Annotated in this window: 5 protein-coding genes; 2 read left to right on the forward strand and 3 right to left on the reverse strand. The window is 58.8% G+C overall.

Going from position 1 to position 6,154, the window contains the following annotated elements:
* Nucleotides 1-110: 110 nt before the first annotated feature.
* Entirely contained in the window at nucleotides 111-623 is a 513-nt protein-coding gene (locus JAO32_RS19640; protein ID WP_334243567.1) for a DUF4126 family protein, read from the reverse strand.
* 121 nt (nucleotides 624-744) lie between these two features.
* Between JAO32_RS19640 and JAO32_RS19645 the strand changes: the two genes are divergently transcribed.
* Nucleotides 745-1,392 (forward strand): hypothetical protein, encoded by a 648-nt coding sequence (locus JAO32_RS19645; RefSeq protein WP_334243569.1) that lies wholly within the window; start codon nucleotides 745-747, stop codon nucleotides 1,390-1,392.
* 68 nt (nucleotides 1,393-1,460) lie between these two features.
* Here the strand turns inward: JAO32_RS19645 and JAO32_RS19650 are convergent, their stop codons facing one another.
* Together JAO32_RS19650 and JAO32_RS19655 are read right to left on the reverse strand one after the other, a co-directional pair.
* A complete protein-coding gene (locus tag JAO32_RS19650) occupies nucleotides 1,461-3,941 on the reverse strand; it encodes a S9 family peptidase (RefSeq protein ID WP_334243571.1) in 2,481 nt (826 codons plus the stop codon).
* Nucleotides 3,942-4,404: 463 nt separating this feature from the next.
* Nucleotides 4,405-5,148 carry an RNA methyltransferase gene (locus tag JAO32_RS19655; protein ID WP_334243572.1) on the reverse strand — a complete coding sequence of 248 codons (744 nt, stop codon included), beginning with the start codon at nucleotides 5,146-5,148 and terminating at the stop codon, nucleotides 4,405-4,407.
* 134 nt (nucleotides 5,149-5,282) lie between these two features.
* On the opposite strand from JAO32_RS19655, the gene JAO32_RS19660 reads away from it, so the two are divergent.
* On the forward strand, nucleotides 5,283-5,960 hold the full coding sequence (locus JAO32_RS19660; RefSeq protein ID WP_334243574.1) for an MBL fold metallo-hydrolase: 678 nt from the start codon (nucleotides 5,283-5,285) through the stop codon (nucleotides 5,958-5,960).
* Nucleotides 5,961-6,154: the final 194 nt, after the last annotated feature.

The raw sequence follows: 6,154 nt of genomic DNA on the forward strand, positions 1-6,154 counted from the left end.
AACGAAGTGAAGCCGAAGAACCTGCATTCGCTTCTGCCCACTCCACTTCACTGGAAACAAAAGATGCCCGCCGCACAAAAGCGACGGGCATCTTCACATCCGTAGAAAATCTATTTCCCGAAACCAATCCCCTGGTTCCCCAGGAACAGTGCGCCGTGTACCGCCGCCAGGTGCAGAAACGTAATACTCAGCGCGATGGTCACAATATCCTCTGTAACCGCCACCGGCCAGTCCGCACTCTTCAGCGCGGCTACCGTGCGCGTCCGCACAAACCATCCCAAATACGAGCCAACAACGGCTCCAATCGCGCCGACCACCATCGCCGTCGCCGGTTGCAGCAGCAAAGGCTGCGCCAGCAACAGCGCCGCGAAAGCACCAAAAACGGCCCGCGCAGACAGACCGGGAGCCGCAGTCCTGGCGGGCGCGTCAGGCCGCTTATCTCCCGCAAGCTCCAGCAGGGCAAGCAGCGTGAAGATCACCACTGCAATCACTGACGCCGTGAATGACCGCCATCTGGAAAAGTGCAGCGCACCGCGCCACGCAAACCAGCACAGTACCGCCATGGGCGTAAATGTGCGCAATCCGGTACATCCACCCAACAGTGCCACCAGCAAAAGGTTCATGGCTCTCATAATGCATCATGAAAGTGGAAACCGGACAGGCTTTTCCCGGCACAATTGCATCCAAACCCACGAGCCGCCGCCATCCAGAAAGCGTCGGCAGGAAAGTTGAGACTGGATCAAAATGCGCCTTGGAACTCGCTCCATCGTCACCGTTGCCGCTCTGGCCACGGTTGCAGTCGTAGGCTGCAACGCCCCAAAGGATCAGACCGGCAACCTGAAGACCGCCATCAACCACTATTACGATCAGTGGCCGGAGTGCCTCTGGAAGCAGCCGATCCAGCTCCCGCAGCAGCATGCGCAGGACGACACAGACAAGGTCCGCCCCTTCGACGCACTCGTCGATCAGGGTTTGCTCTCGCGCACGCCGGTCGAAAAGACAAAGCTGCTCGTCATTAAGCAAGCCGCCAACAGCTACGACCTCACCGACAAGGGCCGTTCCAACTGGACCCCCGACGCCAACAACCCCGGCTATGGCAACTTCTGCTACGCGCATCGCCGCGTGAAAGACATCCTCAGCAACACCCCCTCCGGCACGCAGCCCGGAGCCACCACCACGGTGAGTTACACCTACACCCTCGGCGACGTGAAGGACTGGGCGCGGGCCACCGAAACGCAAAACGCCTTCCCCAACCTCGCGACAGCCCTCGCCGCCACCAACCAGGCCACTACAACACTCGTCCTCACCAACGATGGCTGGAAGGTACAGGCCAGCGTAATCCCGAACTCAACTCCGAAGGGCGTCGGCGGCGACGGCGGCGTCGTGCAGTAGTAGCCACCCTTAAAAAGAAAACGCAGCGCCATTCCGACGCTGCGTTTTTCTTTGTCTATCGGATCACCCTACCGCCGGCGTCCCGCCTGTGCCTGTGGCGTGGCCAGCGAATACTCCTTCGGCGGTGTGCCACCCGCAAGGTTCTTCACAAAGTAATCCCACCGCCGACGCATGATGTAGTAGCTCTGATCCGCATAGCCGTGGTGGACATTCGGAATCATCAGCAGATCAAAGTCCTTGTTCGCCTTCATCAACGCATCCACCACAACCAGCGTATTGTTCGGAGGAACGTTGTCATCCATCGTTCCATGCACCAGCATCAGCTTGCCCTTCAGATTGCTCACATGTGCTTCGTTGGCCTGATCGTCATACGCCTTCTTGTTCGCGGCATCATCCAGGCCAATCCACTTCTCCGCCCAGTCATCTTCATAGTTGCGATTGTCGTGGTTGCCGCTCTCGCTCCAACCCACCTTGAAGAAATCCGGATAGCGGAACATCGCATCCGCCGTGGCAAATCCGCCACCGCTATGTCCCCAGATGCCGGCCTTATCAATGTCAATCCATTGGTTCTTCGCAGCCAGCTCCTTCATGCCAGCCACCTGGTCGGGCAACGTGTTGTCGCCCATGTCGCCAAAGTACGCATCATGAAACTTCTTGCTGCGCCACGGCGTTCCCATGCCATCAATCGAGACCACAATGAATCCCAACTCCGCCAGCGCCGGGCTATCCCCACGCGCCGCTGAGAAGCTGCGTGAACCCACCGAACCCGTCTGCGGCCCCGGATAGATGTAGTTCACAATGGGATACTTCTTCGTCGCATCGAAGTTCGACGGCTTAAACATCAACCCATACAGATCCGTCTTGCCATCGCGAGCCTTCACCGTAATGTTGATCGGCGCCTGCCATCCCGTCGCCTTCAGACGAGTGATATCCGCCTTCGCAATTTCAGCGACAATCTTGCCATTCGCATCACGCAACACGGTAGTCTGCGGCACCTGCGGCGTGCTGAACACGTCCACAAAATACTTGCCATCTTCACTGAACGTAGCCGCATGATTCATCGGCTCCGGCGACAGCAGCGTCACACCCTTGCCATCCAGGTTGCCGCGATACACCGCGGAGTAATACGGGTCCCAACCCTTTTCACGCCCCACGCCTTCAAAGAAGATGTCGCCCGTCTTCTCATCCACGCGCAACACCTGCGTCACATTCCAGTCGCCCTTCGTGACCTCGCGCTTCAACTTGCCATTGGCCGCGTCGTAAAGATAAAGCTGGCCCCAGTTGCTGCGTTCGCTGAACCACAAAATCTCGTTGCGCGTAGACAGATACTTCCAGTTCACGCGTCCATTGCCGCTCTCAAAATAAGTGGCGGCTACTTCTTTCATCACATCGTGAACGTCGCCCGTAGCCACATCGGCCATGCGCAGATTTTCCGTGCGGTGATCGCGGCTAGTGGAAAGAAACGCCAGTGTCTTCGCATCGGCGCTCCACTGCACGTCATCCCATCCGCCGCCGCGGCAGCTGATGTCATCGCACAACGACGAACGATGTTGATCCGCAGGCATCTTCAGCCGCGTAACCTTCGCTGCATCCACATCAATCACCACGCGCTCAATCATGGTGACGTCTTTATCGCCCGGCAGCGGATACGGCCACGCATCCAGCGTCGGATGCCCCACCGTCGTACTCACCAGGTACATCATGCCCGTCTTGCGCTGGTCCTGCTGAAACGTCGCAATCTTCTTCGAGTCAGGCGACCACACCAGCACCGCACGATTGCTATGCGTCCAACCGGCGTTATCCGTGGCATAGCCGTAGTTGTAAGCGCCGTCCGTGGTCAGCGGCTTCTCTTCGCCGGTCGATATGTCGCGCACCCACAAATTCCAGTCGCGAATGAACGCAGCCTTCTTGCCATCCGGCGAAACCACCGCTTCATCACGTCCGGGACGCAGCGGCGCTGCTGTCGCAGGATTCGTGCTCATGCCCGCATTGCCACCAGTGCCGGTCGAGCTCACGGCAGGCTGCGCGCCCTGCTGATGCGCAGGCGGCACTGGCTGCTTCGCGCAGCTAAAGGCATCCTGTCCGTCTGTTCTCTGGAGCATCGTCGAGATAGTGCACTTGTACCGCTCACCGCGCACCGTCACCACCAACGAGTTCACGTCTTGTAGATTGAGGTCCGTTAATTCCAGATCCGTAATCGGCAACGACCCTGCCTGCGGATTCGGTATCCCCGCTGCCTGAAGCCCCCTCGCCATCTGCGCGTTATCAAACGCCGGAGCCTTCGTTCCCTTCGCCGCATCCACCAGCATGAATGTCGTATTGCCATTCGCCGTATCGCGATACCAGAATCGGTCGCCGCCTCCCGGTGCTGCAGGATTCTTCAGCCACGTCACCTGCGTCACGGCGTGGTCCACCAGCGATGTGGTCTTGGCGGCAAGGCGGCTTTCCGCGCGAGCATAGTCAGCGGCGGTCAGGGTTTGCTGCGCACAGGCAACAGCGGCAAAGCCGAGCGCCAGCGCGGCGGTGGAACGGAAAAAAGTGTGGTTCATGCAACGGAGTCTATCAGCGCAACCGATCGAAAAACACAGCAAACTCGCGCCGGGCCATCCACCAGATCGAAGGCCTTTCCTTGACGAAGTTCAAGGCGAGATGCTTCTTCCCCAGCGAAGCTCAACTGCCAAGAGTTATCCTTCCGCGAAGCTCATACGCGCAAAGCGCGTCACCCAGCAAAGCTCATACGCGCAAAGCGCGTCATCCAGCGAAGCTCATACGACCGTAAGGTCATCATCCTGAGCGAAACGAAGTGAAGCCGAAGGACCTGCATTCCTGTCCCGCACTACAACGCAAAAGGAAGCACACGCCTTGAAGCAGCCATCGCAATAAGCGCCAAAGGCGCGCCGCTATCTTAGCCTAGGCCGAAGGCCTAGGTAGGCTTGCCGCGAGGAAAAACGAGGGCCAAAGGCCCGCTCTATCCAGTCCGCGCAAAACATGCGAAGCGGCGATACGAAGCACTTAGCTCTTAGGCGAGCGCAGCTTCCACAACACCTGCCGCAGCACGCCAATCCACGCATCCACATCGCCACGATCCAGCGTCATTCTCCGCACCATGCGACGGTGCGTCACCTCGCGCATGTTCGCCGGATAACGATGCGCATAGCCGCTCTCTTCCAACACTTCGCCCAGCACCGCTTCCATCCGCGCAATTTCCTCTGCGTTCGCAGGCATCGCCTCTGGCGGCAAAGGTCTCTGCGGCGTCGCGCTCTCGCGAATCAATTCATACAGGCAAACAGCAGCCGCTTGCCCCAGGTTCATGGAGACGCCGCTCTGATGCATCGGAACAGTCAGCAACCGGTGGCAATGGCTCATCTCATCGGCAGACAGGCCCGTCTTCTCCGAACCAAACAGCACAGCCACACGGCCACCCGTAGTCACTGCGTCGCGAACATGCGTCTGTGCATCCCGCAACATATCCACCGGATGCAGCAGCCTGCGCTCGCCCAGTGCTGTGGTGCCATAAACCAGCGTGCAGTCCGCCACCGCCTCGGCAACACTGCCAAACTGCAGCGCCGTATTCAGCACAGGGGCAGCGTCAATCGCAGATCGCGCATCCTGAAAAGGAAGGTCATAATCGTTCACCACGCGCAGATCGGCAAATCCAAAGTTGCTCATCGCACGCGCAACCGCGCCAATGTTCAGCGGATTCCGCGCTCGCACCAGCACCACGGCAATCCGATTTTGCAAATTCTCTTCCATCATTCTTCCGTTAATCGATTCTACGGACAGCAGCAGATGTGCAACAAAGTGCTGCTAATCTGTTGCGCGTCGGAAACAACCGCAGCGGCAGGCGCATCTGTTCAATAGCAGTTCGGAAAGGAATAGGGGCGATCACCATGAAGTTGATATGCATCCATAAAGATCTGGCGCAGCTGACATTCCTGGGCATCTCCAACTGTTACCTCGTCCGCGAGCGCGACGGTTTCACCCTCGTGGACTGCACCATCAGCGGTCAGGCGGAAAATATTATCCAGGCCGCACGCGAGCTCGGTGGCAGCATCCGTCGCATCCTCCTCACGCACGCGCATGTGGATCACATCGGTTCGTTAGATCAATTGCATGCGCTGCTCGGCACGGTAGACGTGGCTATCTCGCAGCGTGAAGCACCCTTCCTGCACCGCGATCTTTCATTGCATCCCAACGAACCGCAGCAGAAGGTGAAGGGCGGCTTCCCCGGCGCAAAAACACATCCCACGCACACGCTCACAGAAGGCGAACTCTTCGGTTCGCTCCGCTGCATCGCCACGCCCGGTCACACGCCGGGCCACTTCAGCTTTCTCGATGAACGCGACGGCACACTCTTCGCAGGTGACGCTCTCACCAGCATCGGCGGCCTGCACCGCGTCACCGCGCCAGCGTGGTACTTCCCATTCCCAAAGATGGCCACATGGGACTTCGCCCTCGCAGACGCATCAGCACGGCATCTGCTCGGTTACAAGCCCAAATCCATCGCCACCGGCCACGGCCGTTTCATTACGAACGGCACGGAAGAACTAAGCCGCATACTCGGCTAACTCACATCACGGTCGTTCCAGCGAAGCTCTGGGTTATCGCGCAACGCGCGATCCGTCGCACGGAGTGCGAACCAGCGAAGCTCGTACGAATGAAATTCGTCATCCTGAGCGAAACGAAGTGAAGCCGAAGGACCTGCATTCCCCTCAACCCACTACAACGCCGCAGGAAACCAAAACCGCATCAACAGCCAAAC

Source organism: Terriglobus sp. ADX1 (assembly GCF_036877645.1).
In the GTDB taxonomy this organism is placed as follows: domain Bacteria; phylum Acidobacteriota; class Terriglobia; order Terriglobales; family Acidobacteriaceae; genus Terriglobus.

Bases quoted from the DNA above. Each gene is read 5' to 3' on its own strand.
- JAO32_RS19640 (WP_334243567.1), bottom strand. From the start codon at position 623: ATGAACCTTTTGCTGGTGGCACTGTTGGGTGGATGTACCGGATTGCGC.
- JAO32_RS19645 (WP_334243569.1), top strand. From the start codon at position 745: ATGCGCCTTGGAACTCGCTCCATCGTCACCGTTGCCGCTCTGGCCACG.
- JAO32_RS19650 (WP_334243571.1), bottom strand. From the start codon at position 3,941: ATGAACCACACTTTTTTCCGTTCCACCGCCGCGCTGGCGCTCGGCTTT.
- JAO32_RS19655 (WP_334243572.1), bottom strand. From the start codon at position 5,148: ATGATGGAAGAGAATTTGCAAAATCGGATTGCCGTGGTGCTGGTGCGA.
- JAO32_RS19660 (WP_334243574.1), top strand. From the start codon at position 5,283: ATGAAGTTGATATGCATCCATAAAGATCTGGCGCAGCTGACATTCCTG.